The sequence below is a fragment of the Rhodanobacter sp. MP7CTX1 genome (genome assembly GCF_014205795.1).
Lineage (GTDB): Bacteria > Pseudomonadota > Gammaproteobacteria > Xanthomonadales > Rhodanobacteraceae > Rhodanobacter.
Window position 1 is genome coordinate 263,705 of record NZ_JACHCN010000004.1, and the last position, 26,391, is coordinate 290,095.

General features: G+C 59.6%; 22 protein-coding genes. 17 read left to right on the forward strand and 5 right to left on the reverse strand.

The window, feature by feature from the left end:
• Positions 1–4: 4 nt before the first annotated feature.
• A complete protein-coding gene (locus HDE77_RS07765; RefSeq protein WP_184416577.1) occupies positions 5–1,306 on the reverse strand; it encodes a cytochrome bc complex cytochrome b subunit in 1,302 nt (433 codons plus the stop codon).
• Positions 1,306–1,911 carry a ubiquinol-cytochrome c reductase iron-sulfur subunit gene (gene petA / locus HDE77_RS07770; RefSeq protein WP_184416578.1) on the reverse strand — a complete coding sequence of 202 codons (606 nt, stop codon included), beginning with the start codon at positions 1,909–1,911 and terminating at the stop codon, positions 1,306–1,308. Before petA ends, HDE77_RS07765 begins: the two co-directional genes overlap by 1 nt.
• Before the next feature lie 158 nt (positions 1,912–2,069).
• Between petA and HDE77_RS07775 the strand changes: the two genes are divergently transcribed.
• Positions 2,070–3,284 carry a trypsin-like peptidase domain-containing protein gene (locus HDE77_RS07775; RefSeq protein WP_184416579.1) on the forward strand — a complete coding sequence of 405 codons (1,215 nt, stop codon included), beginning with the start codon at positions 2,070–2,072 and terminating at the stop codon, positions 3,282–3,284.
• Positions 3,285–3,690: 406 nt separating this feature from the next.
• On the opposite strand, the gene HDE77_RS07780 is transcribed toward HDE77_RS07775, so the two are convergent.
• Positions 3,691–4,905, reverse strand: a complete 1,215-nt coding sequence (locus HDE77_RS07780) for a lytic transglycosylase domain-containing protein (RefSeq protein WP_184416580.1) — start codon at positions 4,903–4,905, stop codon at positions 3,691–3,693.
• A 440-nt stretch (positions 4,906–5,345) separates the two neighbouring features.
• Here HDE77_RS07780 and miaB point away from each other — a divergent pair, with 440 nt between their 5' ends.
• The 6 genes from miaB to HDE77_RS07810 all read left to right on the forward strand — a co-directional run bounded on the left by miaB (position 5,346) and on the right by HDE77_RS07810 (position 11,239).
• Positions 5,346–6,698 carry a tRNA (N6-isopentenyl adenosine(37)-C2)-methylthiotransferase MiaB gene (gene miaB, locus HDE77_RS07785; protein WP_184416581.1) on the forward strand — a complete coding sequence of 451 codons (1,353 nt, stop codon included), beginning with the start codon at positions 5,346–5,348 and terminating at the stop codon, positions 6,696–6,698.
• Entirely contained in the window at positions 6,695–7,189 is a 495-nt protein-coding gene (locus HDE77_RS07790; RefSeq protein ID WP_184416582.1) for a GNAT family N-acetyltransferase, read from the forward strand. Before miaB ends, HDE77_RS07790 begins: the two co-directional genes overlap by 4 nt.
• Before the next feature lie 46 nt (positions 7,190–7,235).
• The gene (locus HDE77_RS07795; protein ID WP_184416583.1) at positions 7,236–8,222 is read left to right on the forward strand and encodes a PhoH family protein; all 987 of its coding nucleotides are present in this window, start codon (positions 7,236–7,238) and stop codon (positions 8,220–8,222) included.
• A 122-nt stretch (positions 8,223–8,344) separates the two neighbouring features.
• Positions 8,345–8,782, forward strand: a complete 438-nt coding sequence (gene ybeY / locus HDE77_RS07800; protein WP_184416687.1) for an rRNA maturation RNase YbeY — start codon at positions 8,345–8,347, stop codon at positions 8,780–8,782.
• A gap of 115 nt (positions 8,783–8,897) precedes the next feature.
• A complete protein-coding gene (locus tag HDE77_RS07805; protein ID WP_184416584.1) occupies positions 8,898–9,746 on the forward strand; it encodes a transporter associated domain-containing protein in 849 nt (282 codons plus the stop codon).
• A gap of 242 nt (positions 9,747–9,988) precedes the next feature.
• Positions 9,989–11,239: a DUF4105 domain-containing protein gene (locus HDE77_RS07810; protein WP_184416585.1), complete on the forward strand. Its 1,251-nt coding sequence runs from the start codon at positions 9,989–9,991 to the stop codon at positions 11,237–11,239.
• Between the two features lie 60 nt (positions 11,240–11,299).
• On the opposite strand, the gene HDE77_RS07815 is transcribed toward HDE77_RS07810, so the two are convergent.
• On the reverse strand, positions 11,300–13,318 hold the full coding sequence (locus HDE77_RS07815) for an acyltransferase family protein (protein WP_184416586.1): 2,019 nt from the start codon (positions 13,316–13,318) through the stop codon (positions 11,300–11,302).
• A 180-nt stretch (positions 13,319–13,498) separates the two neighbouring features.
• Between HDE77_RS07815 and corA the strand changes: the two genes are divergently transcribed.
• Positions 13,499–14,518: a magnesium/cobalt transporter CorA gene (corA, locus tag HDE77_RS07820; protein ID WP_184416587.1), complete on the forward strand. Its 1,020-nt coding sequence runs from the start codon at positions 13,499–13,501 to the stop codon at positions 14,516–14,518.
• Between the two features lie 134 nt (positions 14,519–14,652).
• Positions 14,653–15,156 (forward strand): transposase, encoded by a 504-nt coding sequence (locus HDE77_RS07825; protein ID WP_255482589.1) that lies wholly within the window; start codon positions 14,653–14,655, stop codon positions 15,154–15,156.
• 156 nt (positions 15,157–15,312) lie between these two features.
• Here the strand turns inward: HDE77_RS07825 and HDE77_RS07830 are convergent, their stop codons facing one another.
• A complete protein-coding gene (locus HDE77_RS07830) occupies positions 15,313–17,442 on the reverse strand; it encodes a S9 family peptidase (RefSeq protein WP_184416588.1) in 2,130 nt (709 codons plus the stop codon).
• Between the two features lie 82 nt (positions 17,443–17,524).
• On the opposite strand from HDE77_RS07830, the gene tfpZ reads away from it, so the two are divergent.
• The 8 genes from tfpZ (at position 17,525) to HDE77_RS07870 (ending at position 26,230) form a co-directional block, all read left to right on the forward strand.
• Entirely contained in the window at positions 17,525–18,424 is a 900-nt protein-coding gene (gene tfpZ, locus HDE77_RS07835) for a TfpX/TfpZ family type IV pilin accessory protein (RefSeq protein WP_184416589.1), read from the forward strand.
• A 308-nt stretch (positions 18,425–18,732) separates the two neighbouring features.
• Positions 18,733–19,170, forward strand: a complete 438-nt coding sequence (locus HDE77_RS07840; protein ID WP_184416590.1) for a pilin — start codon at positions 18,733–18,735, stop codon at positions 19,168–19,170.
• Positions 19,171–19,269: 99 nt separating this feature from the next.
• Positions 19,270–21,201 (forward strand): hypothetical protein, encoded by a 1,932-nt coding sequence (locus HDE77_RS07845; RefSeq protein ID WP_184416591.1) that lies wholly within the window; start codon positions 19,270–19,272, stop codon positions 21,199–21,201.
• Positions 21,202–21,337: 136 nt separating this feature from the next.
• Entirely contained in the window at positions 21,338–21,691 is a 354-nt protein-coding gene (locus tag HDE77_RS07850) for a hypothetical protein (protein WP_184416592.1), read from the forward strand.
• A 559-nt stretch (positions 21,692–22,250) separates the two neighbouring features.
• Positions 22,251–22,769 carry a pilin gene (locus HDE77_RS07855; protein WP_184416593.1) on the forward strand — a complete coding sequence of 173 codons (519 nt, stop codon included), beginning with the start codon at positions 22,251–22,253 and terminating at the stop codon, positions 22,767–22,769.
• Positions 22,770–23,472: 703 nt separating this feature from the next.
• On the forward strand, positions 23,473–24,969 hold the full coding sequence (locus HDE77_RS07860) for a hypothetical protein (RefSeq protein WP_343206072.1): 1,497 nt from the start codon (positions 23,473–23,475) through the stop codon (positions 24,967–24,969).
• 53 nt (positions 24,970–25,022) lie between these two features.
• Positions 25,023–25,253: a hypothetical protein gene (locus HDE77_RS07865; protein ID WP_184416594.1), complete on the forward strand. Its 231-nt coding sequence runs from the start codon at positions 25,023–25,025 to the stop codon at positions 25,251–25,253.
• A 26-nt stretch (positions 25,254–25,279) separates the two neighbouring features.
• On the forward strand, positions 25,280–26,230 hold the full coding sequence (locus HDE77_RS07870) for a lysylphosphatidylglycerol synthase domain-containing protein (RefSeq protein ID WP_184416595.1): 951 nt from the start codon (positions 25,280–25,282) through the stop codon (positions 26,228–26,230).
• Positions 26,231–26,391: the final 161 nt, after the last annotated feature.

Here is a 26,391-nt window from a genome sequence, read left to right on the forward strand (position 1 = left end):
CAGCTTAGTCATGCATCGTCACCCGATCCGGAACCGGCTTGGTCTTCTCCCAGCCGAAATGTGTGTAAGCCCATAGAAATGCGAAGAAGCCGAAGTACAGGATGGTCATAACTCGACCGAACAGATTTTCCCAGGTCGTGAGGTCGACGTTGCCGAACCACTCGGGAATCACTTCAGCCGTGATGCCGGCACCGACTGCGCCGAGGCCGAAGAACGCCAGCACGAACACCGCCAGTCCCACCTTGTAGCCGGTGCCGCGGTAGCGGATCGACTTGACCTTGCCGCGATCGAACCAGGGCAGCAGGAACAACACGGCAATCGCGCCGAACATCGCCAGCACGCCCCACACCGCCGAACCCAGGAACGACGGAATCATCCGCACGATCGCGTAGAACGGGGTGAAGTACCACACCGGCTTGATCTCCGCCGGGGTGACCAGGTTGTTCGCCATGATCGAGTTGTCGTGCTCGAGGAACCAGCCGCCGAAGGTGGGTGCGAAGAAGATGATGAACGCCGCGATCAGCAGGAAGAAGCCCACGCCGACCAGATCCTTCAACGTGTAGTACGGATGGAACGGAATGCCGTCGCTCGGCTTGGTCGCGTCCCAACGGTTGCCCTTCGGACCCTTCTTGATCTCCACGCCGTCCGGGTTGTTCGAACCCACTTCGTGCAGCGCGGCGATATGCAGCACCACCAGCAGCAGCAGCACGATCGGCAACGCGATCACATGCAGCGCGAAGAAGCGGTTGAGCGTGGCGTCGGCTGGCAGGAAGTCACCCATGATCCATTCGACCAGGGTCTGGCCGATGAACGGGATGGTGCCGAACAGCGAGATGATCACCTTGGCACCCCAGAACGACATGTTGCCCCACGGCAGCACGTAGCCCATGAACGCCTCGGCCATCAGCACCAGGAAGATCAGCATGCCGAGCAGCCACACCAACTCGCGTGGCTTCTTGTACGAGCCGTACATGATGCCGCGGAACATGTGCAGGAACACCACCACAAAGAACAGCGAAGCGCCGGTGGAATGCATGTAGCGGATCAGCCAGCCCCACTCCACGTCACGCATGATGTACTGCACCGAATCGAACGCGCCCGCTGCGCTCGGGTTGTAGTTCATCGTGAGGAAGATGCCGGTGACGATCTGGTTGACCAGCACCAGAATCGCCAGCGAACCAAAGTAGTACCAGAGATTGAAGTTCTTCGGCGCGTAGTACTCGGTCATGTGCGCGCGGTACATGGGCATCAAGCCCGGCGTACGCTCATTGACCCAGTCGCCGATGCGGGTAAACACGTTGGCCATTACGCAGCCCCTTTCGGATCAACGCCAATCTGGATCGTCGTATCGTCAATAAAGTTATACGGCGGAATTTGCATGTTCTTCGGTGCCGGCACGCCCTGATAGACGCGACCCGCCATGTCGTAGCGCGAGTGGTGGCACGGGCAGTAGTAGCCACCCTGCCAGTTCGGATCGAACGGCTCGGGTTTCATTTCACCCACATAGCCCGGCACGCAACCCAGGTGGGTGCAGATGCCGACCATGACCAGCCACTCGGGCTTGATCGAACGGGTTTCGTTCTGCGCGTACTTCGGCTGCTGCTCGGCCGAGCTACCGTCAGACTTCGGATCGACCAGGCGCCCATTCTGACCCGGCAGGGCAGCCAGCTGCGTCGGGGTGCGATTGACGATAAACACGGGCAGGCTCCGCCAGCCGACAATCAGCTGCTGACCAGGCTCGATCTTGCTCAAGGACTGGGTAACCGGAGCGCCAGCCGCCTTGGCACGCGCGCTGGGTTCCCACGACTTGATGAAGGGCACAGCTGCCGACACGATTCCTAACCCACCAACCACTGCGGTGGCTGTTGTAAGGAAACGGCGGCGGCCGTGATCGACGACTTCGTTCGCCATCAGGCTCTCCGGTACTTGCAATCCATGATGGGGTTTGGGACCCCTTAAAAATCGCGTTAGTGTAGCGTCAGGGCCTGCCCCGTACAATAAAACCGCCCAGCCGGCGAACGCCGATCCACCACGACCGCTCGCCACGACTTGCCGAGACTCCTTACGACATGAAACATGCCGCCGGCACGTTCGCCTTCATTGTCCGCTTCGTCATCCTCGGATTGGCGGTGGCGTTTGTGCTCGGGTTGTTCTGGCCCGACATGGGCGAGCGCCTGCGCCACCGTGTCGGCCTGGGCAAGACAGCTACCGAAGTGACCGCCCCGATAACGCATTCGGGGCTGGGGCCGGTCTCCTATGCCGACGCCGTAGCCGTGGCGGCACCCTCGGTGGTGAATATCTACGCCAACAAGATCGTCAGCGAGCCCGCACTGAAGATGTACAACAACCCGGTGCTTCAGCAGCTGTTCGGCGGCGCGCCCACCACGTACAAGCATAGCGAGCAGACTCTAGGCTCCGGCGTCATCGTCAGCGCGCAGGGTCAGGGTTACGTGCTGACCAACAATCACGTGATCGCACATGCCACCGACATCCAGGTGCTGCTGTACGACGGCCGCATCGCCAAAGCCACGCTGGTCGGTGCAGACGAGGAAACCGACCTGGCGGTATTGAAGATCGATGCCAGCAACCTGCCGGTGATCCCCCTGGCCGATCAACAGCAACTGCGCGCCGGCGATGTGGTGCTGGCGATCGGCAACCCGCTCGGCCTCAACCAGACCGTGACCATGGGTATCGTCAGCGCGGTGGGGCGTCAGTTGAATAGCGCCAGCGCGGAGGATTTCATCCAGACTGACGCGGCCATCAATCTGGGCAATTCCGGTGGCGCGCTCATCAATACCGAAGGCGAACTGATCGGCATCAATACGCTGCTGATCGGCAAGGCATCCGGCGCCGAAGGCATCGGCTTTGCGATTCCCGTCGCCACCGCGAAGAAAGTGCTGGACCAGATCATCGCCAGCGGCCACGTGGTGCGCGGCTGGATCGGCGCCGACTACGCCTTCGTGCCGGTAGCCGCCAACAGCGGACTACCGGCAGCGGCGCGCGGCGCGCAGGTCACCGACGTCTACGCTGGCGGACCGGCCGCGCAAGCTGGCATCCAGCTGCACGACATCCTGCTGCGCATCGGCACCGACGACATTCTCGACCCGGCCGACTTGCGCCGCCGCGAAGCCGTGCTCAAGCCCGGAAGCCAGGTGCAGGTCTCCGGCCTGCGAAATGGCAGTGCGTTCCATGTCGAAGTCACTGTGGCACAACGGGCGCCGGTCAGTGCCAACGCTGGCGATGTCGGGCCTGAGACAACCGACTCGACCGACTCGAACGACTGAGTGCCCGCTCACTAGCCGTGAATACGGCCCCATCACCGCCTCCAAGCCCAGGGCCCGCATCTCGCTCGAATAACCTGGGGGATCGACTTCTCGGGAATTTCCAAAAACCTCTCGTCATTCCTGCGCAGGCAGAAGCGCTCCACAACAGCGAAGCTGGTCAACCCAGTGACCTTGAGCCACCAAACCCAGGGACACCTGATCTCCAGCTTCATTGTTACTGGAAGTCAGAGCCTACGGGCGGCCGCTCTTGTGGGAGCGATTTCAGTCGCGATGCTCTAGCTGGGCCTTGTTGTTTGCCATGCTTCAGAGTGGCCTTTGGCGCATACCTTCAGTTGCGATGCTCTTGGCAAAAAGCTATCGCGACTGAAATCGCTCCCAGAAAAGCGCCTTCTCACCTTCCGCGGAATCAGTCCGGCGCGCGCGCCGCCAGCGGCGGGTGCAGCAATGCGCCGTAGCGCTTACGCAAGGTCCCAACACGCTCCACATACACCTGCGTTTCGGCGTACGGCGGCACGCCGCTGTAGCGCTGCACCGCATTCGGGCCGGCGTTGTAGGCGGCCGCGGCCAATCGTTCGTCGCCGTTGAAATCGTGCAGCAGCATGCTCAGGTAACGCGCGCCACCGCGGATGTTCTGGTCAGTGTTGAACGCATCCAGCACGCCCATGTCATTGGCCGTGCCCGGCATCAGCTGCATCAGCCCCTGCGCACCCTTGAGCGACATGGCGTGCGGATTGAACGCACTCTCGGCATGGATGATCGCGCGCAGGAACGCCTCATCCACGCCAAACTCGACGCTGGCCGCGCGTATCGTGTCGGCAAACGCGGTGAGGTTGAGGCTCACGCTGCCCCAATGGATCGTCGAGTGCAGATCGCAGGCGACGCAGGTCGCCAGATAGGTGAACAGCATGGTCACCGCACGACTCTTCTGACCGCTCGGCTGCAGATTGGTGTACTCGACACTGCCATCCGTCCGCACGATCCGATACACCGCACCACGCAGGACGCGGGTGCCGGGATCGTCTGCCACGGGCGCCTGGGCGTCGTGCGATTCGTGATAACTCCATTGGCCTGGCGTGCCAGTAGCCGGCCGCTTGACGCCGGTTTCGATCGAGCCTTGCACGGATGCCAATGAAACGTGCGGCACTGATGCCGCGTCGAGGCGTCGCGCGCTGGTTTCCACCGAACCCTGAACCCCGGCCAGTGAACTCCGCTCGGCAGCGCCTGCCCTGGCGCCATCGGTCTTGGGGCTATCCCCACTGAGATCATGCCCATTGAGGTCATGCCCATTGAGGTCATGTCCATTTAGATCATGCGCCGTTGTCGTGGCGGAACCAGTCACTTGCGTCAGTGATACAGGCACCGCGGGCGCCTTGTTGCGAGGCGCCGTCGAGCCATAGCTGCTGATTTTCGTGCAATCGCGGTAACCCACCGCGCTGCTGCTGAAAACCGCTTCGCCACTTGAACCGGTGCAGTGATACAGCGTGCCGGCCCGCGCCGCGGACAACCCCAATAGCCCCGCCAGCAACACGCAGCCAAGCACGACCCGGAACAGGATCGAATGGATTGGGAAGCCCCCGGCAGGCCGATCGACGCTTCCCCCGTGGCTTGCAACGTCGAACATGGACGCAGTTTGCAACCAAGCTAGGCCGGCGCCAAGTGCGTCAGACCGATTTCGTGCGCCACGACCGTTTGCCATCTGCCGGCCGGCGCGGGTCGGAGTGCGCCCCAACGCAGCCCTGTCCCCTGCCCGCAGGGGAGGTTTGGGGTGGGGTCGCTCTTCACCTGGGAGATCAAGAGCTCCCCCCTTCCCAACCTCCCCCTGTAAACAGGGGGAGGGGCAAAGCAGCGCCTCCCCTCATTCAGCAGCCGTGCTCCCTCCTCTGCTTGCAGGGTTGGGGTGGGGCCGCTCTTCGCCGGAAGCTAAGCAGGTGGAGGCTTCACACCAGCTCTAAGTCCTTGATCTTCCCCGCGGATCAACTAGCGGCCACGCCGCCAGCGGGGTAAACTGCGCGGTTCAGCGGATCACACTCTCTCGCGTCATAAATCACGGTAACCCAGGCCATGAGCGGCAAGCTTTTCATCAAAACCCACGGCTGCCAGATGAACGAGTACGACTCGGCCAAGATGGCCGACGTGCTGAAGGCGTCGCACGGCATGGAGTTGACCCAGATCGAGTCCGAAGCGGACGTGATCCTGATCAACACTTGCTCCATCCGCGAGAAGGCGCAAGAGAAGGTGTTCAGCCAGCTCGGCCGCTGGAAGGAGCACAAGCGCGGTGGCAAGCCGGTGCTGATCGGCGTTGGCGGTTGCGTGGCGTCGCAGGAAGGCGAAGCCATCATCAAGCGCGCGCCGTATGTGGACCTGGTGTTCGGCCCGCAGACCCTGCATCGGCTACCCCAACTGATTGAGGCCCAGCGAGCTTCCGGCCTGCCGCAGGTGGATATCAGCTTCCCGGAAATCGAGAAGTTCGATCGGCTGCCCGAGCCACGCGCCGAAGGCCCGACCGCGTTCGTCTCGATCATGGAAGGCTGCTCGAAATACTGCAGCTACTGCGTCGTGCCGTACACCCGTGGTGAAGAGCTCAGCCGCCCCTTTGATGACGTGCTGGTCGAGATCGCCAAGCTCGCCGCCCAGGGCGTACGCGAAGTCAACTTGCTGGGCCAGAACGTCAACGCTTACCGCGGCCCCACTCACGACGGCGGCATCGCCGATCTGGCGGTGCTGATCCACGCGATCGCGCAGATCGACGGCATCGGCCGCATCCGCTTCACCACCTCGCATCCGCTGGAGTTTTCCGACTCGCTGATCGAGGCTTACGCCAACGTGCCGCAGCTGGCCAACTATCTGCATCTGCCGGTGCAGGCCGGCTCAGATCGCATCCTCAGTGCGATGAAGCGCGGCTATACCGCGTTGGAGTTCAAGCAGAAGATCCGCAAGCTGCGCGCGGTGCGTCCGGACATTTGCGTGTCCTCCGATTTCATCGTCGGCTTCCCCGGCGAAACCGAAGAGGATTTCGAGAAGACCATGAAGCTGATCGACGACATCGGTTTCGACCAGAGCTTCTCCTTCATCTTCTCCTCGCGCCCCGGTACACCGGCGGCGAATCTCGCCGACGATACGCCGGCGACTGAAAAACATGCCCGACTGATGCGACTGCAGGCGACACTCAATGCGAATGCAAAAAAGATCAGTCAGGCGATGATCGGCAGCGTGCAGCGCGTACTGGTCGAGAAACCAAGCGCCCGCGACCCGAGCGAGCTGACCGGGCGCACCGAGAACATGCGCTTCGTCAATTTCTCTGGCCATCCGCGGCTGATCGGCCAGTTTGTCGATGTGATGATTACCGACGCGATGGCCAACTCGCTACGCGGCCGGATCTGCGTGGCCGACGAACCCGTGGCACTTGCTTCGTGACGGCCGCACTTATCCTGCGTGAAATCGGCGCGGATGAATTCGCGCAGGTATGGCCGTTCTTCCAGACGATCATTGGCGCAGGTGACACCTACGTTTACCCCCCGACCATGGAGTTCGAGCACGCCCGCGCCATGTGGACCACGCCGCCGGCGCGTTGCTTTGTCGCCGAGCGCAGCGGCCAGGTCGTGGGCTGCTACCGGCTTGCTCCGAACCAGCCAGGACTGGGTGACCATGTCGCCAACGGCAGCTACATGGTGGCGCCGTCAGCGCGCGGTCAGGGCGTGGCTTCGGCGATGTGCGAGCACTCGCTGGAACAGGCACGTAGCGCAGGCTTCACGGCGATGCAGTTCAATTGCGTGGTGTCGACGAATGCCATTGCGGTGCGTCTGTGGCAGCGCCATGGATTTCGAATCGTCGGTCAGGTACCCGGGGCGTTCCGCCATGCGCAGCTCGGAGCAACCGACGTCTACGTGATGCATCGAGCCCTCTGACACCGGCCGCTCGCCCCCTACCCATCGACAGCATGATGCCGACACCATGACAGCAGGCCTCAACCAGCGCGATTTCGCCTTCGATCCGGAAGACAATGCCCGGCTCGCCAACCTGTGCGGGCCATTTGACGAGCACCTTCGTCAGATCGAATTGCGCCTCGGGGTGGAGATCAATCACCGCGGCAGTCTGTTCCAGGTGATCGGCGAAGACCCCTCCACCCGTGCTGCCGAGAAGGTGTTGCGCGCGCTCTACGCGACCACCGAAGAAGAAGCGCTGACCGGTGCGAAGATCAACCTGCATCTGGCCGAATCCGGTATCGATGCGATGGGGGAAACGGCGACCGAAGGCACCCAGGAAGTGGTGATCAAGGTCAAGCGCGGCATGATCAAGGGTCGCGGCCCAAACCAGGCGCGCTATCTGCACGCGATCGCCAATCACGACATCAGTTTCGGCGTGGGCCCGGCCGGTACCGGCAAAACCTATCTCGCTGTCGCCAGCGCGGTCGAGGCGCTGGAGGCAAACCGCGTGCAACGCTTGCTGCTGGTGCGCCCCGCGGTGGAGGCTGGCGAGAAGCTCGGCTTCCTGCCGGGCGATCTGTCGCAGAAAGTCGATCCCTACCTGCGCCCGCTATACGACGCGCTCTACGAAATGCTTGGCTTCGAGAAAGTGGCCAAGCTGATCGAGCGCAACGTGATCGAAATCGCCCCGCTCGCCTACATGCGCGGACGCACGCTCAACGATGCCTACGTGATTCTCGACGAAGCGCAGAACACCACCGTCGAACAGATGAAGATGTTCCTGACGCGTATCGGTTTCGGCACGGTCGCGGTAATCACCGGCGACGTCACCCAGGTCGATCTGCCGCGCAACACGCGCTCCGGTTTGCGCCAGGCGATTGAAGTGCTGCGCGGCGTCGGCGGCATCAGCTTCACGTTCTTCACCTCGCGAGATGTAGTGCGCCATCCGCTCGTGGCGAAGATCGTGCGCGCGTATGAGGCGTTCGAGCAGAAGGAAGAGGACGCAACGAAATGACCCGGCGGTCGCACTCACCGGTGGCGGCGGCTTCAGTCGCGACTAGCCCTTCCCTCAAGGCAAAAGCATCGCGACTGAAGTCGCTCCCACAAAAGCGGGAGCGCGGCGTAGCCCAAGTGCACTTGGGCTACGCGGTACCGCGCGCTGGCTTACCCTCGGCCGTTAGTTTCCGTCGTTGGGTCGAGGCAGCACTGCACGGAGCGAGGCGACGCAAGCCGGCCGAGCTGGCCATTCGCATTGTCGATGCCGACGAAGGCCGCGCGCTCAACCGCGACTACCGCGGCAAGGACTACGCCACCAACGTGCTGTCGTTCCCCGCCGAGCTGCCGCCCGGAGTTGCCCTGCCGCTGATCGGCGACCTGGCGATTTGCGCGCCCGTGGTGCTGCGCGAAGCCGCCGAACAAGGTAAGGCGGCTCGTGATCACTGGGCCCACCTGACCGTCCATGGCGTGCTGCACCTGCTGGGCTACGACCACATCGAAGACGGCGAAGCGGAGGCCATGGAAGCGCTGGAAACCCGCATTCTTGCGCGCCTCGGCATCGCCGATCCCTATGCCTGAACGATGCCGCCACCTCCCGGCTCCCACCGGGACAGGGGCTAAAGACACTGAATCGTCAAAATTTTTCCGCTAAACTCGATCCACCGCCCGCTTGCGGGCAGCATCCCTGCGATAAATGAACGACGACCCTGGCAGTACCAGCGGCCCGGCGCACCGCACTTGGTGGGACCGACTGGGCCATATGTTTTCCGGCGAACCACGCAACCGCAACGAACTGCTTGAGGAGTTGCGTGCCGCCCAAACCAACGGACTGCTGTCCGTCGACACCCTGACCATGGTCGAGGGTGCCATCAAGGTTACCGAGCTGAGCGTGGACGACGTAATGGTCCCGCGCGCGCAGATCGTCATGCTCGCGGTCGAGTCACCACTATCTGAGATTCTTGCTGCGGTGGTGGAATCTGGCCACTCGCGCTTCCCTGTGCACGGCGAGGACAAAGACGAGATCCTCGGCATTTTGCTGGCCAAGGACGTGCTGAAATTCTTCGGCGCCGCCGAGCATTTCGACATCCGCGCGATCATGCGCCCGGCCGTGCTGATTCCCGAATCGATGCGCCTGAATGTGCTGCTGGCGGAATTCCGCCTGACCCGCAACCACATGGCGCTGGTGGTCGACGAATACGGCGGCGTCGCCGGCCTGATCACGATCGAAGATGTGCTGGAACAGATCGTCGGCGAGATCGACGACGAGCACGATGACGAGGAAGAGCCGCAACTTGTACACGAACAGCCCGACGGCAACCTGCTGGTCAGCGCGCTGACGCCAATCGCCGACTTCAACGAGCACACCGGCGCCGATTTCTCCGACGAGGAATACGACACCGTGGGCGGCATGGTCACCTCGGAATTCGGCCATCTGCCCGAAGCCGGCGAAGAAGTCGCCATCGGCACGTTCCTCTTCCATGTCACCGAAGCCGATGACCGCCGCGTGCAGCAGTTCCGCGTGATCCGGCAAGCCAAAGGCTGAAGCTTGCCTCGCGCCCGGCAAGAGAAGAGCTCCATTCCTCTTTGCTCCCTCCCCTGCTTGCCCCGAAGAAGGGACTCCCTTCGGTCGCAGGGAGAGGGTTGGGGAGGGGTAAAGCTCTTGCCGTTAAACTGCCAGGCACCAAGCAACAACACCTCTTCCAAGAGGGAATCGCTTCTTCGATAACAACCTTCCTCCCCAGGCACGCGGAGGAGCAGGGCGCAATGCACAGGACCGGCATCAACATGATTCAACCCCACTCCCCGACCGGCTACCGCCACCTGCGCCGCATGGTCCGCGCATTGCTGCTATCCGTACTACTGTTGTTCGTCGCCATCCCCTGCGCCCATGCCAGCGTCGCCAACGCACCCGGTGCAAACCTCCAGGTTTCGCTGATCAGCTACGGCCCCGGCGAAACCTACTGGGAACGCTTCGGTCACGATGCGATAGAGCTGCGCGATATCAGCTCCGGCGAAGCGATCAACTTCAACTACGGCGTGTTTGACTTCGACGAGAAGGGCTTCCTGCTCAACTTCGCCCGTGGCCAGATGCACTATCTGATGGATGCGGCGCCCAGCCAGGAAGACCAGAGCTACTACATCGAAAGCGGCCGTTCCGTAACCCGCCAACTGCTGCTGTTGAACCCTGAGCAAGCCGCCGCGCTGCGCGATTTCCTGCTGTGGAACCTCCGCCCCGAAAACGCCGGCTACAACTACGACTACTACGTCGACAACTGCACCACCCGCGTGCGCGACGCACTGAACACGGCGCTCGGTGGCGTGCTGAAACCCCAGCTCACGGCACGCGCCGGCGGCATGACCTTTCGCCAGCAGACCGCGCGCCTGATGAGCGCACAACCATGGTTGATGCTGCTGATGGATCTCGGTCTGGGGCCGTATGCCGACCAGCCACTCAATGCCTGGCAGGAAAGTTTTCTGCCAATGGTGCTGCAGGCACAACTACGCGACGTGCATGTCGACAACGGTCACGGCGGCGTACGGCCGTTGCTCCAGAACGAACAACTGATCTCGCCCAACCGACTCGACGAACCACCCGCAACAGCTCCCGATCTGCGACTGCCGCTGGCACTGGCAGGCCTGCTGCTCGCCGTGTTGATCGTGCTGACGCGACGCTGGTGGCCCGTCGGCTACGCCCTGCTCGGCACGCTATATCTATTGTCAGCTGGCATCGTCGGCCTGCTGCTACTCGTGCTGTGGACACTCACCACCCACCACTCCGCGTGGGCCAACGCGAACTTACTTCTGTTCAACCCGTTCGCCTTCCTGCTGCTGCCGACGTTGTGGCGCGCGCGCAACGACATCGCCCCATCGCGTTTCATCGACGGCCTGATCCTGGTGCAACTCCTGGCCGCACTGATCGCCGTGCTGCTACACCTGCTACCCGGCGTCGTGCAACAAAACCAGCCCTGGCTACTGTTCGCACTACCCTGCTGGCTGGCACTAGCGTGGACGCTGCGGCAAGCCTTACGGCGATAAGTTGCTGCCGCGCGCAACCGGCGACTGGAACTTCCAATCCACTTGCGAGCAAGCAAACAGTTAGTGAGTTTGCAAAGTGGCGCTTGCTGCGCGATCGCCTGCTGAAAATCCTTTGAGATCGAGACGATCACTCAATGCCGGCCCGAGCGACGCGGCAAAGGTAGACGTCATATGTTGCGAGTCGCGGAATGCTATCTGGCCATTTTGCTCCGCAACACATGTTCCATTCGGGCAGACCAGATCATTCATGTCCACTGTCTTGACGTTGTCGAAATGACGGCTCGCCTGCTGCAACCATTGGTAAACAAGATCAGCGTGCTCATCCGTGGATGAGGAGCTGCAAGCTCGCCCAAAGCTAAGCCAAGCCGGACGTCCGCTGTGCTGGGCAAGGCAGTCAGGCCCGTCGAAAGAAAGGTGTGGCGTAGCACGCAGTACATAGATGTGGCCAGAGGATGCCGTGATCGACTCAAGCACCTTTGTGGTGCCATCAATCCACTGTGCTTGCGTGAAATCGTCAGTTGATACCGTACCCAAAAGAACCACGTCAGGCTTGATGGAGGCGATTTGTTCGAGCGAGCGCCTTCGCCAAGTCGAACACTCCGTATATTCACGTCCGATCCGCGGGTAAAAAAACGGCTCGTCCACCATCGGGCAGGAGGATTTGGTCAAAACCAACAAGCGCCAACCCGGCTTGTCGAAGACCTTGGCAACAGCCGGAACCCATTGTCCCGCAATACTGTCGCCCAGCAGTACCGCGGTATGCGTCGCATTCGTCGGGCCGAACATGCACGTAAGCACCCGATCACTGTGATACCAGTCGTCACAACCCATCCCATAGATGATCGGGGCATCGCCGTGCGCCCTGGCATAGCGCTGCTGTTCGGGACTATGCAGCCGCTCCGACGCTTGGTTATACCAACGAATGCACAGCACATTGGTCACCACCATTAGCACCAGCGCTCCCCATATCGCAGCGCGACGATGCAGCAGCCACCGCTGCTGGTGACGTATGGGCGACTCGATGCAGCGATACGAGAGAACGGCAAGCAACAACGACAGCAGCACCCAGGCAGCACGATACAAGGGGCTGTCTGAACCCTTCAGCGCATGCCCCAGCAGCAGTATCGGCCAGTGCCATAGATACCAGGAGTAGGAAATGCGGCCAATAGCCTGAAGTGGCCGCCAGGACAACAACCGCGACACACCAAACGCTGAATCGAAACTACCAGCTGCAATGACGCAAACAGCGCCGACCGTCGGCAGAAGCGAATAAATTCCGGGATAAGGCATCCTGGCATCGAACGCCAATCCGGCAGCAGCGACCATCGCCAAACCGAGCCATCCTGCCCAACGAAGGGGAGCACTAAGCCTGCCTTGCGATGGGCCGACAACTAAACCCTGTCCGGGCACTCTGAAGTACAACCAAACCAGGGCGCCGGCAGCAAACTGCCACGCTCGCAGCGGCATCATGTAGAACGCCAACTGCGGAGCCGTATAGGTAAGCACCACGCACGCCGCCAGACTTACCCCAAGCACGATGAACATGCCGACTTTCAGCCTCGCCATCCCTCGATGAGCATCGCGGCCAAGCAACCACACCAGCAATGCCGGCCAGATCAGATAGAACTGTTCTTCCACACCCAGCGACCAGGTATGCAGAAACAGGTTGGTCTCAGTGCCAGGTGCAAAATAGTCCAGCCTGGCAAACGCGAAATGGACGTTGCTCAGCCATAAAGCCGCCATGGCCGCAGCGGAAGCCTGTCCGCCCTGCTCGCCTGGTGCGAGCAATAGCGCAGCCAACGCGCGGACGACAAGCAACATGACAATCAACGCGGGCAAGAGTCTGCGCAGGCGCCGCACATAGAACTCAGCGAAGCGGAGCCGCCCGGTATCGGTAATTTCCTGTACCAGGAGGCCTGTAATCAGAAAACCGGAAAGCACGAAAAATACGTCCACCCCGACAAAGCCACCACCGAGCCATGGCACCCCAGCATGGACAGCAACGACGAGCAGGATGGCAACGGCACGTAGCCCTTCGATGTCACTTCGGTAACCCAGCCGGTATTCGTTCCCGCTCATCTGTCAAAATCCCCCGGCCCTGAATTGTTCTTTGATCTTTGGATGATACAGAGCGAAGGCTCAACCTTGACGGGTTGATCGTCACCTATGGCGTATGGAGTCCATGAACTGGACCATTCGTTTCCCAGGCACGGCTATTTTGCAATTGCCCAGTCATCGGCCGCGCGGCATGATGCGTCAATGAACCTGATCAACCCGCTCCAGACCGCACCATCGCCCACCGACGAACCGATGGTCGTCAACTGCATTGCCTACCGGAATGACGGCACTCGCATCGGCGACATCGGTATCGAAGCGATCAGCGATGTACTAAAGGACCCAGACACCTTCGTCTGGGTCGGCCTGCATGAGCCCGACGAGCCTTTACTCCTAAAGCTGCAGGAGGAATTCGGCCTGCACGATCTGGCGATCGAGGATGCACACACCGCGCATCAACGCACCAAGATCGAAACCTATGGCGACTCGCTGTTCATCGTGGTGCAGACCGCGCAGCTGGTCAAAGGCCATCTGGCCTTCGGCGAGACACATATTTTCCTTGGTCCGCGTTATCTAGTAAGCGTCCGCCACGGCGCCTCGCTCTCGTACGCACCGGCTCGACGCGCCTGCGAGTGCACGCCGGCTCTGCTGGCACACGGCCCCAGCTACGCCCTGTATGGCGTACTCGATTTCATCGTCGACAACCTGCTGCCGATCGTGCGTGAATTCCGCGAAGAGCTGCAGCAGTTGGAAAAAGACATCTTTGCCGAAACCTTCAAACGCAGCACAGTGCGCCGCCTGTACGACATGCAGCACGATCTGATGACGCTGCGCCTGGCGGTGGCGCCGCTGCAGGACATCATCAGTCAGCTGGTGCGGCTGCATCCGAACCTGATTCACGAGGAACTGCGCGCATACTTCCGTGACGTCTACGACCACGTATTCCGCGTCAACGAATCGATCAGCGCCATGCGCGAAATGCTCACCGCCGCGATCAACGTCAACCTGTCGCTGGTCACCTACGGCCAGAACGAGGTGATGAAAAAACTCGCCGGCTGGGCCGCCATGCTCGCCGCACCCACCCTGCTCACCAGCTGGTACGGCATGAACTTCACCCACATGCCCGAACTCACCCAGCCATGGGCCTACCCCGTGATCATCGTGGTCATGTTGGTCGTCGTCGGCGGCATCTACACCCTGCTCAAACGCTCGAAGTGGCTGTGACCTAAGCTGCAGCTCCCTTTACCTGTGGGAGCGACTTCAGTCGCGATGCCCTTACAACCAGCCCAGACGACAACAACGTAAATGCAAGCCGCAACCGCATAGCAACGAGATGCGAAGTTGTGCAGATTCACCGCATGACCTCCCTACCCACCCTTGGCTATCGAAACCTGCGAACCGGGCGACGCTCCCTTCCAAACCAGCTGTACCTGGTCACAACGATCACCTCGCAGCGCAAGCCCTATTTCCTCGATACGACGCAAGCACGAGTAGACGCCCGCGCAATCTCCGCCGCAGAGCTCTGGCTTCCCAGCCGTTGCCTCTGCTGGCTATTGATGCCCGACCATTGGCATGCCCTGATCGAACTTGGCGAAGGCGCGGATCTCTCGACGACCATGCAACGCGTCAAAGGCGTAACCGCTCGTGAGGTGAAACGGCAATGCGCGATTGATGGATCGCTCTGGGCAAAGGGCTTTCACGACCACACGCTGCGCCGGGATGAGTCAGTTGAGGAGGCCGCCCGCTACATTATTGGGAACCCCGTGCGCGCGGGCTTGGTATCCCATCCAATGGACTATCCCTATTGGGATGCGTATTTCGTTGGCAATAGTTCTCGTCCGGATGACGTATTGCTCCGTTGATCGCGACTGAAGTCAGAGGTTCCTTGCATTTGTGGGAGCGACTTCAGTCGCGATGCTCTTGTCTGGTCTGTAGCAAAGGCTATCGCGACTGAAGTCGCTGCCACGAAAACAAAAGCGGCGGCCGGAAGGCCGCCGCTCTTATTGAAAAAAACAAACTCAGTTCGACGCAGCTTTCGGTGCGTCCGTGGCCGTCCACTGCTTCAGCCATGCGTTGACAGCATCATGCCACTGAACGCTGTTATGCGGCTTCAGCACCCAATGATTTTCATCCGGAAAGGTCAGCAATTCGCTGGGAATGCCTCGACGCTGCAACGCAGTGAATGCACCAAGCCCCTGGGTGATCGGAATACGGAAATCATTGCCGCTGTGCACCACCAGCATCGGCACGCGCCAATCCTTGACGTGGTTGACCGGGTTGAACTTCTCGTAGTTCTGCGGATGGTCAAACAGCGTGCCGCCATTTTCCTTCTCCTCGAACCACAACTCCTCGGTGTCGTAGTACATCGAACGCGCATCGAACACACCGTCGTGATCGACCAGGCACTTCCATGGCTGGTTCCATACACCAGCGATCCAGTACGTCATGTAGCCGCCGTAGCTAGCGCCGAGCGCGCAGGCACGATTGCCGTCGAGGAAACTGTACTTGTCCAGCGCAGCCTTCCAGCCGAGCTTCAGATCTTCCAGCGGCTTGCCGCCCCAATCGCCGGAAATGGCATCGGTGAACGCCTGCCCGTAACCCGTGGAACCGTGGAAGTTCACCGTCACCACCGCGAAACCCTGCCCCGCATAGGTCTGCGGATTCCACCGATAGCTCCACTCATTGCTCATCGCACCCTGCGGGCCACCATGGATGATGAAAGCCACGGGATAGGTCTTGCCCGGCTGGTAGTCGACGGGCTTGACCACATAACCCTGCACGGTCTCGTTGTTCCAGCCCTTGAAGTTGAAGAATTCGAAGTCGCCGACTTTGACGTTCTTCAGATCTTCCGCATTGAAATGGGTGACCTGTTTCAGATCGCTGCCATCCGCTGCCGCGAGGTACAGATCCGCTGGTCGCTTCAAGTCATCGCGTGCCACCACCAGCTTGCCGGCAGCCATCGAATAACCCTCCACCGCCCCATCGTCAACCAGCTGGCTGACCTTGCCGCTGGCCGCATCAATCGCAAACAGCGGGTGCTGGCCATTGTCGTCTGTCGTCGCATACAGCGTCTTGCCATCGGCGGAAATCGTCAGACTGCCAGCCGAGCGATCCCACTGCGGATCCACCTCATGCTTCGCACCGGTAGCCAGATCGAGAGCCATGATCGCGAAGCGATCGGCCTCGAAGCCAGGTGTCTTCATTGCCAGGTAATACAACGTCTTGCCATCCGGCGACAGCACCGGATCGGCATCCCATGCCTTGTTGTCGGCGGTGAGACTCTTCGGCACGGCCGAGCCATCCACCGGAACCTGGTACACATCGAAATTCGTCGACCATGGTTCGCTGTTACCGGCGATGCGCGCATCGAAATACACGCTGCGCCCATCCGGCGAGAAGGCGAACTCGCTCTCGTCGCCAAACGGTTTGCTCGGCACATCGCCGTCGATGCCTCGACTCAGCAAGGTTGGCTCGGCCGGCAACTGACCTTTGCCATCGAAGCTGGCGACATATAGCTGGTTGCGCCGACCGTTCGCCCAGGTATCCCAATGCCGCACGAATAGCTTGGTATAAAGCGTGCCGCTAGCCTTGTCCTTGTCGCGTGCATCGACGCGTTGCTTGCTGCAATCCAAAGTGGCGCAATCGGTGAACACTTCATACGACAGCAGCACGCGCTTGCCATCCGGCGATAGTTTGTAGTCGTTGATATCCAGCGGCGTATGGCTCACCTGCACCGCCGCCGCATGTTTGGCTAGATTCAAGCCCTCCTTGCGACCCATATCCAACTGCCAAAGCTGCGCCACCCCCTTGGCCGGCGCCACAAAATACAAGCTGCGCCCATCCACCGACCAACGCGCCGACCCCGCCTTGTCCTGCACCTTGACCGGCTGCCCGCCCTGTGTGAGATCCAGCACATAGACCGCGTTGATGCCCTTGTTCGCGGCATAGTCCGTGCTGCGCACTCCAAACGCGGCATAGCGCCCATCCGGCGACAACTGCGGATCGCTGACCCGATCCATCATCACCAGGTCGCGCACATTGAACGGATGCGGCCCCTGCGTGTTGACGAACGTGGTGTCCACAGCATCACCCGCCATCGCAGGCACAGCCACCAGCGCAAGCAACAGCGCGGCAAGTAGAGGTTTCATCGGAGATTTCCCTAGTTGACTCAAAACGTGACGGTAAGCGTGTGGCGTGCGAGACGCAAGCGATCCCGATGGTCGCCTAAAGATGGTCGCGCGCGCCGGACGTTTCCACACATCTGCGCCTGCACATCGACAGGTGCTCGCCAGCTGCAACGATGCACGCGACAAAGTATATTTCGGCCTGATCTTCCATTGCCATTATCGTGGAAACCGCACCATGTCACGCTGGAAAGCCTCCGCCATCCACTTGTCCATCAGCTTAGTCGTGGCTGCGATCGTTGTTACCTTGCTATATACGCTGTGGTTTCCACCACCATATTTTATCGCCGCAGGCGCCGGCACCCTGATACCACTACTGATGGGCGTCGACATAGCCATCGGCCCCCTGTTGACCCTGTTGGTCATGAGGCCGGGTAAACCGAAGAGGCTGCGACGACTGGATCTGTCGATCATCGTTGCCTTGCAGGTCGTGGCATTCAGCTATGGCTTTCATGTCATCTGTCTGGCACGCCCGGTATTCATCGTAGGGGAGGTCGACCGGCTGGTCGTCGTGGCGGCCGATCAACTGAGCGATGCCGATTTGGCCAAGGCCAGCCGTCCGGAATACAGCAGCCGCTCCTGGGGTGGGCCGCGACTGGTGGGTGCGTTGCCACCCAAAGGTGACCGCGCTTTCGACGTTGCTGCGCATGCCATGGCCGGCGGCAAGGACATCGATCAGCTACCTGAGTTCTACGTACCCTACGAACAGGTTTTCAATGTCCTGATGAAGCACAGCCGCCCGTTGGGGCAGCTCAAGCCCCAAGATGCCAGGCAGCGAGCGCAGCTTGCACAGTTGGAAAATGCCGCTGCCTCTAGCAAGCGGGCTTTGTATTTCCTGCCACTCGAGCGTCGCGACGTGGATTACACGGCTATTATCTCGCCCGATCAGAAGCAACCTATTTCCGTTCTTGCCATCGACCCGTGGGTCACCCCTGTAAGAAAGTGACACACCGCGTCACTTGATGACGCTTATTTGCAGCTCGCGACGACCTGACGCGACGCATTCGACAAATCCTCAAATTAGCCCCACCTTCCCAGTTGCCGCGCTATGCGCACTAACGCACAATCACTCAACCTGCCAAGCACAAATGCTCGTTTGGCAAGGGAATGGCATGTGACGTGCTAGATCTGCAACGAGCTTCCTGGTCGTTCCTGACCGCGAGTATGGGGTCCTATCCCGCCTAGGGGGATACGGGACTGGGGCTCAGGGGGCATCACTACGGTTAGCTAACCAAACAGAGGAAAGGAACCACCATGAAGAACATGCAGAAAGGATTTACCCTGATCGAACTGATGATCGTGGTTGCGATCATCGCCATCCTGACCGCCATTGCGCTGCCGGCGTATCAGGATTACACCATCCGCTCGAAGACTACGGAGACCATGGTGCAGATGGATGCGGCCAAGCTGGCCGTTACCGAAACGGCGGCCTCCTTGGGCGGCCTGACGAAAGTAACTGCAACCAATGCGGGCTACAGCTTCCCTGCGACTGGTACCACCTACGTCGCGACGGTTGCCATCACTAACGGAACCGGTGTTGTCACGGGCACCTCCCGGAATACCGGCGCTGCTGCTGCCAATCAAATCCTCCTGAACCCGACCCAGGCAAGTCCGAGTGCCCCGATCGTATGGGCATGCCATCCTGGCGCGACTGGCTTGCCGAAGTACCTGCCGGCCAGCTGCCGTACCTAATCGAAGTTGACTGGCATCCTGCCGTCGTCATCGCTGCCCCGGAGCGCCTCGCGCGACCGGGGCAGTTTTATTACGCGCCCGTTAACCTGGCTGTACTGCTTGCTGGCACTGACCATCCTGGTCTACCTACCCGGTCTCCACGGCCCCTTTCTATTCGACGATCCGCCTAATCTGATCTTGCCTATTCAAGAGTGGATGCATGGACAGATCGGCTGGGACCAATTCGTTTTCGGCAACGACTCCGGCCTGCTTGGCCGGCCATTGTCGATGTTGACTTTTTTCGCGAATGCAGCGACTACCGGCCTGGCCACGTTTCCGTTCAAGCTGACCAATCTAGTTATCCATCTTGCGTGCGGCATGCTCGTCTATGCGTTGCTGTCACGCCTGTTGCTATATGACCCTCAGTTCGCATCGCAAGCAAAACGCATCGCTCTAGTCGTCAGCGCGCTATGGCTACTGCATCCTATGCAGGTAAGCACGGTGCTATATATCGTGCAGCGAATGGCTCAATTGAGCACGCTGTTCACATTGATGGCGCTGCTTGCCTACGTCCACGGACGAATGGAGCTTGAGCAAAACCGCCAGCGCAATGGGCTACTGCTACTGTTTCTTGCGCTACCTTTGGCCACCTTATGCGCCACGTTTAGCAAGGAAAACGGGGCATTGGTCCCACTCCTGTGCGCAATTCTTGAATTGGCCTATTTCCGCGCCAGTACTGCCATGCCTCGTCCGCGCGCGGTGCATATGTTCTTCGTATTGTTTCTGCTGCTCCCGGTTGTACTGGTATTGTCCTATTACGGCATGCACCCGCACCGTCTGATCGACAGCTATCAGGGCCGCCTGTTCACCTTGGGCGAGCGGCTGCTGAGCGAGCCTCGAGCGCTGATGGACTATTTGGGAGCATTGCTGCTGCCTCGTGGCGCGTTACTAGGCCTGTACACTGACGACTTCGCAATATCGCATGGCCTGCTTGATCCGCCATCCACGCTTTTTGCCATCATCGGCCTAGTTGCACTTGCTAGCTCAGCCCTGTTCATGCGAATGCGTCTGCCGGCATACTTTGCTGGAATCGCACTGTATTTGGCAGCGCAGATCATGGAGTCGACAGTATTTCCACTGGAACTCTACTTCGAGCATCGCAACTACCTGCCCTCGATAGGCCTTTTTCTAGCCGCTGTTGCACTAGCTGCCTCGCTGATCACGCGTGTCTTGCCGCATACGCATCGACCCGGCCACATTCGTCGCCTGATCGGCTTAAGTACCGTGGCGCTATTTGCCGTGCTGAGCCTGGCGACACTAATTCGCGCATCGGCGTGGAGTTCATGGCACGGACTGGCGGCTGAGGGCGTCCAACAGCACCCAAATTCCATGCGAGCTCTGCTTGATGACGCGGTCATGTTACAACTGCAGGGTCGCTACGACGAAACTCAGCAAATATTCGACCACATGGCCGCTATCGACAATCCGGCGGCAAGACATGTGGCCCTAATTGATACAGTTGCACTGCAATGCATGGCTCACGGACAAGTTACAGCCGGTGCCTTGGTCAATATGAGGACTGTTGTTGGCGCGAAACTGCAATTGGCCGAGATGTTGGCCTTTGAAAATTTCAGCAATTATCTGCAGGATCACGATTGCCAGGGGCTGAGTAAAGTCGCGTTCGCAACTATCTTGATTGATGTGGTCAATGCCGCGCCGCAACCAGCTACGCTTACCCCCCTGTGGCGCACTCGTTTTAATGCTGCTCGTCTATACTTAGCTGCTGGTATGAATGCACAAGGGATGGAGCAAACAGCGCGCGCATGGATGCCGGGCACAGCAGATGTCGCCGTAGGCATCCTGCTTGCTCGGTTGTATTACAACAACGGCGACCCAGCTAGCTCGCAATTGATTCTGAACGATGCACGTAAACGTATCGGCCACATGGATAAGAAAAATCTAACACTGATTGACAAATTGCAGCGCCAACTCGATGGTATACCGACCAAGTCGGCGGCTGCGGTCGGCGTGCATGCAGAACATTCGTCTTGAGCAATGTGCTCAAGCAGACGAGCAGTGAAGATTGCTTCTGACTCACCGCAGGTGCTGCAGAGTACTAACCGATCCATACAACTGTGCGTTGCATCAATGGATCGGGAATGCCTAAGTCAGCGGCAGGCTTCTCCGAATGATTAATGCGTACCTTCGCCGCCATGTCGGCGCAGCGCTGTTCATTTTCTCGCTGATTCTGGTGGCCGCGATCTACTGGCCTGGACTCAGCGGGAGTTGGCTTTTCGACGACTACCCCAACATCATCGACGACCAAGGGGTGCAACCCAGCGAATTAAGCATTCCGGCTCTAGTGCATACTGCACTTTCCTCTCCCGCAAGTGATTTCAAGCGTCCGTTGGTCTCGCTGAGTCCGGCCATTGGACTGCTTTTGGCCAATCTCGAATACGTCAACGGCAACGTTGGATGCGCGAAGTTAGTGCTGACGCGAACAGGCATACCGCATGGTGGGATCAACGTAGTCAGGAAATGAGCGTCAAACTCGAGCAATTGTTTGGGAATCCGCCACCAGCAAATGTTATCGGTAAACCGCAGCCGTAGCAGCCTCGATTTGGCATTGCTTGCAGTCATATTCGGTGCATGAGCCTCCCTCATTGCCCAAACCGCTTCAGCCCATGGCCGAAGCTCGCTGTGCCACTGCTCATCCCCGTCATCTATGGGGCCGACGACCTTCGTGCTCGGGGAGCCCGATGAAGGACAACATCTGGCTGCACTCGCGTGGAGTAGGGGAGTGGCCGATCTCCGATAGAAATCCTTCTCGCCGACCTGCCAATTACAATCAAGACTTGTCGGGCTCCCACATAACGCGCGCGAAACTGCAGGCACGCGTTGCCCCCAAGATCGCCGAGGTTAGGCAGAACGCGTCATAATCCACCTGAAACTGGCACCCTTAAACACCGCCATTCGCACATGATGATTATCGATCGAGACATGGGAGTGGAGATGCCTGAGCGACACGTTACCGCTTGCATTACAGTTGCTGTCGGCAAAGAGCTCCGCTCTGTCATACCTTGAGCCAGGAAGTTCTGTTCATGAATTCACGACGCGGCATATCTGCTATCGAGATCATCGTGTTGATCCTTGTGCTAGCGGTGGTAGTCGTCATAGCCATTCCCGCATGGCGCAGTCATCGGGCCAGAGATCGCATCGCCGACGCATTCAAGGTTACCGACGCGGCCAAGCTGGTAGTGATGGAGGCGGCCACGGTGCATGGTGGCCTGGCCCATATCAAGGCCGGCGAACTGAGCTACAGCCCGGCAGCGGCAGCCGGCCAGTACGTGGCGCACGTCACGATTGCCGATGATGGACGCATCACCATGAGCACCAGGGATACCGGCGCCACGCCGGATCCGGTACTGGTGCTGACTCCCTCGGAAGACTCCGCTGGCAATAACGCCGCACCGATCAGCTGGATCTGCAACGTGGTAGTTGGTGACCCCGACCTGTTTCCAGCCAACTGCCGCACAGCCGAGCCGGCGAAAAAAACACCGACAAGCGCACCATCCGACGCGGCAACAGCTGCCGCAATGCCTCCTGCCCATACATCGTGAGTCTGATTGTCACGCGGCGAAGCAATAAAGATTGTTCGAAACATGAGGGCACTTCGTGCATAGCATGCTCGCCGTCGCCTCCCCTCGCGCGCGGTATCCAAGGCCCTGCAATGCTCCACTCCGTTACGGCTTTCACTGAATGATCCTTGCGTACCTTCGTCGATATGCGGGCACGGGACTGCTAGTTGTTGCCCTGCTGCTGGTAAGCGCGATCTACTGGCCCGGGCTCAGTGGTGGCTGGCTGTTCGATGATTATCCCAACATCGTCGACAACCACGGTGTGCAGCCGAGCGAAGTGAGCATTCCGGCACTCGTGCGTGCTGCGCTCTCCTCTCCCGCGAGTGACTTCAAGCGGCCGCTAGTCTCGCTGAGTTTCGGAGCAAATTACCTTGCGGGCGGCCTCGATCCGTATTGGATGAAGTTGACCAATCTGGTCATCCATCTACTGAATGGGTTGCTGGTGTTTGTACTGGTGAGAGTGTTGCTCCAATCGACTCGTGTAGGACCGCTCCCTGTGCGCGATGGCTCTTCAATCTACGCGACGTCATCGTGCAGGACCGAGGGAAGCCCTTCGCGCACAGGGTGCGCTCCTACCGGGCAAGACGGCCGCGCCGGGATCATCGCCGCCCTGATAGCCGCCAGCTGGATGCTGTTGCCGATCAACCTCACCGCGGTGCTGTACGTGGTGCAGCGCATGGAGAGCATGGCGAACCTGTTCGTCCTGCTTGGCCTGATCGGTTACGTTGTCGGTCGTCGCCGGATGCTTGCCGCAAGCATCCTCACCCCCTCCCCTGCTCGCAGGGAAAGATTGGCGTTGGATCGCTTTTCTCCCGAAAGCCGCGGCTTCACCCTATGCCTGCTTAGTATCACCGTGCCCACGGCCGTCGGCCTGCTGGCCAAGGAAACTGCGGTGATGCTGCCGCTGTACGCGCTGCTGGTCGAGTGGATGCTGTTCCACTTTCGGACTTCGACGGATCGGCGTGACTGGCGGATCATCGGTAGCTTCCTGTTTGTACTCGTGCTGCCGATGGTGATTGGTCTCGGCTGGTTGCTACCTTCCCTGCTGAAACCGGCAACCTGGGCCACGCGTGATTTCACCATGGGAATGCGCCTTCTCAGCGAAACGCGCGTCATCGTCGACTATATCCGCTGGACGTTGCTGCCGACTTTGAACGCGCTGTCGTTCTATCACGACGATTTTCGGGTATCGACCGGGCTGTTGTCACCCTGGGGCACGCTGGCGTGCTTGGCCTTTCTTGTGGCCCTTGTGGCGCTGATGCTTTGGCTTCGCACACGTCAACCACTGGCCGCGCTAGGCATAGCATTGTTCCTTGGCTGCCAGTTGCTGACCGGAACCGTCCTGCCGTTGGAGCTTATCTACGAACATAGAAATTACTTCGCCAGTTTCGGCCTGCTGCTGACGATCATGCCGCTGCTCGCGGTGTCACGCCCGCTTTCATTTGCCCGGTCCCGACAAGTGTTGCTGGGGGGACTGTTGTTATGCTGGGCGACACTGACTGCACTCACCGCTTATGCCTGGGGCAGTCCATTGCGGCTTGCGGAGAATCTGGCTTCGCGCGCCCCACAGTCGCCGCGCGCGCAATACGAGCTGGGTCGCACCTATATCATCTACTCAAAATACGACCCGTCCTCCCCGTTCACCCAGTTGGCCTATGCACCGTTGGAACGTTCTGCCGCACTGCCCAACTCATCGATCCTACCGGAGCAGGCTTTGATCTTCATGAACTCCCGCATGCATCTAGCGCTGAAAGATACGTGGTGGGACAGCCTGATCACCAAGCTGAAAGCTCATGCACCTGGCGTGCAAGATGAAAGTTCACTGGGCGCACTCACTCAGTGCGCCCGTGATGAGCAATGTGATTTACCCAAACAGCGCATGGTGGACGCCTACCACGCCGCGTTGTCACACCCCAATCCCAGTTCGCGGTTGTTGGCAATGTATGGCGACTACGCATGGAATGTTCTGGGCAACAGGACGCTGGGTGAGCAGATGACTGTAGAAGCGATGCGGAACGGTCCAAACGAACCCGCTTACCGCATCACGTTAATTCGAATGATGGTGGCACAGGGACAAAGAGTTGAAGCCGATGAACAGCTCCGGGAGCTCGAGCAATTGAACATCGGCGGTCGACTGGATAGCGACATGGCAAATCTCAAAAAACTGTTTGGCGCGCAGTAATCATCGCTCTATTGCATACTGCAGACTGCAACCTTGATCGCCTGAATCGCTCGATGGATCAGCCTGATTTCCTCGATTTTGCCACACCGGATATCCAAGAGGCCGAGATCGCTGAGGTGGAAGCGTGCATGCGCTCGGCCTCGCTGGGCACAAGCCCACGCGTCGTTCGCTTTGAGCAGGATTTCGCCAGTCATCAAGTGAGTTTTCCAACATCAACCAAATTGAGCGACAGCGAGTTGGAACGGGTAATCAACCTTATGAAGGTCACCCTTGAAAAAAATTGAAACCACTCTCAGTGCAAACATCGCCAATGTCGACACCGTTTAGCCGATTTCTACTCGGCCGCCCTGTGCGGCTCGCGTTGACCAGCGTGGCGATTGGTGCGCTTCTCTTCGCCAGCTGGCGTTATCGGGTCTCCATAGCTGACATCCTGGCCAAAGCCAATCTTTGGCTACTGGGTCTGTCCACCATGCTGGCGCTGTTGGCGAACTATTTGACGGGACTTCCATTCAATAACTTTCTCAAGCAGTTCGGCATAAATGTACCCAACTGGAAAACCTGCTACCTGCAGCTGGTAGTGCAGGTGACCAAGTACGTTCCAGGAAATGTCTGGGGCGCAATCCTTCAGGCGCAGCTTCTTGACAGCTCCCGGATCGGCGCCATATTTCTGGCTGGCATCGATACCAGTGTTTTTTACATGATGACACTGAGCACGACAGGCCTGGCACTACTGGTTTATAGCCATCATCCCCTCGCTGCTGGATTGATCGCCGTCACCGGCTGGCTGATCTCAGCCCGGGTAGCCTCATCCGCATGGCTTGCCCGCTCCGTTGGCTGGATCGCGCGACTGCTCGGAAGGACCCTGCACATTGTTTTGAGCAAGCCGACAACGGGAGAAATCGGTCGCCTGTTCACGTGGGCCATGCTCCATGCAATTGCACAAGCCGGCTCTGTAATAATCTTGTTGATCGCCGTTACCCACTACACCGCCGGCGATATTCTGATTGGCACGGCGAGCATTTGTCTTGCGTGGGTTGTTGGCACGATGGCCATCATCATTCCCAGCGGGCTTGGCGTTCGGGAATTCGCGTTTGTTGCTCTCGCTACCATGTTCCATGTTTCGGCAGACACACAATCTCTTGCGGCTATCGCCATAGTTGCGCGTGTCGCACAGACATTGCCCGATATTTTCGCGGCCGTCATAGTCGCAGGAACAGAAATCATCCGACCAACGCAAGCATCCAGCATCGACATCCGCTGAGAACCAACTACTACTAGGTCAATCAAATGCTGTGTCGATCGGCCGTATCTTGCGCGCGGGCACGCCGGCGTGTACGGCCGCAGAGCATAGGCTGCACCTCACAAGCGCCATCGCACCCACCACCGCTCGATCACCTATCTCAACACCTGAAAGCACCACGG